Genomic DNA, 988 nt, shown 5'->3' on the forward strand with positions numbered 1-988 from the left:
TCATGGATGATCTGTTGCGGGAGTTTTTGACGGAGACCAGCGAGAGCCTGGACACCGTCGACAATCAATTGGTGAAGTTCGAGCAGGAGCCGAACAACGCCAAGATCCTGGATAACATCTTCCGCCTGGTCCACACCATCAAGGGCACCTGCGGCTTCCTCGGCCTGCCGCGGCTGGAAGCGCTCGCGCACGCCGGCGAGACCTTGATGGGCAAATTCCGTGACGGCATGCCGGTGACCGGGCAAGCGGTGACGGTGATCCTGTCCTCGATCGACCGCATCAAGGAGATTCTGGCCGGGCTGGAGGCGAGCGAAGCCGAGCCGGAAGGTAACGACCGCGACCTCATCGACAAGCTGGAAGCGATGGTCGAGCAGGGCATGGCGGCCATGGCAGCAGGCGCCAGCGCAGCTCCCGTCGCCGATGCCCCGCCGCTGGTGCCGGAAGCCCCGGCCGCCGCGCCTGCGCCCGCCAAAGCGATGACCACCGGCGCGCTGGTCGAGCAGACCCTGGAGCGTCCGTTGCGTCCGGGCGAAGTCTCGCTCGACGAGCTCGAGCGCGCCTTCCGCGAGACCGCGATCGAAGCGCCGGTGCTTGCGCCTATTGTCAAGGCTGCGCCCGCGCCGGCGCTTGAGGCTCCGGCGCCTGCGGCCAAGGAAGCTGCAAAACCCGCCGCCAAGGACAAGCCGGCGGCGAAGAGGTCGCTGGCCGACGAGGGCGCCTCCGAAGGCGACCGCATCGCCAACCAGTCGATCCGCGTCAACGTGGATACGCTGGAGCACCTGATGACCATGGTCTCCGAGCTGGTCTTGACCCGCAACCAGCTTTTGGAGATCTCCCGCCGCAACGAGGATACCGAGTTCAAGGTGCCGTTGCAGCGCCTCTCCAACGTCACCGCCGAGCTGCAGGAGGGCGTCATGAAGACGCGCATGCAGCCGATCGGCAATGCCTGGCAGAAGCTGCCCCGCATCGTCCGCGACCTCTCGAGCGA

The 988-nt window shown here is 66.4% G+C and carries 1 protein-coding gene; it reads left to right on the forward strand.

Annotated elements, in window-relative coordinates; all coding sequences use genetic code 11:
• Positions 1-2: 2 nt before the first annotated feature.
• A partial coding sequence (locus IVB01_RS14175) for an Hpt domain-containing protein (RefSeq protein ID WP_247494609.1) occupies positions 3-988 on the forward strand: 986 nt, incomplete at its 3' end.

Source organism: Bradyrhizobium sp. 164 (assembly GCF_023073715.1).
In the GTDB taxonomy this organism is placed as follows: Bacteria; Pseudomonadota; Alphaproteobacteria; order Rhizobiales; family Xanthobacteraceae; genus Bradyrhizobium.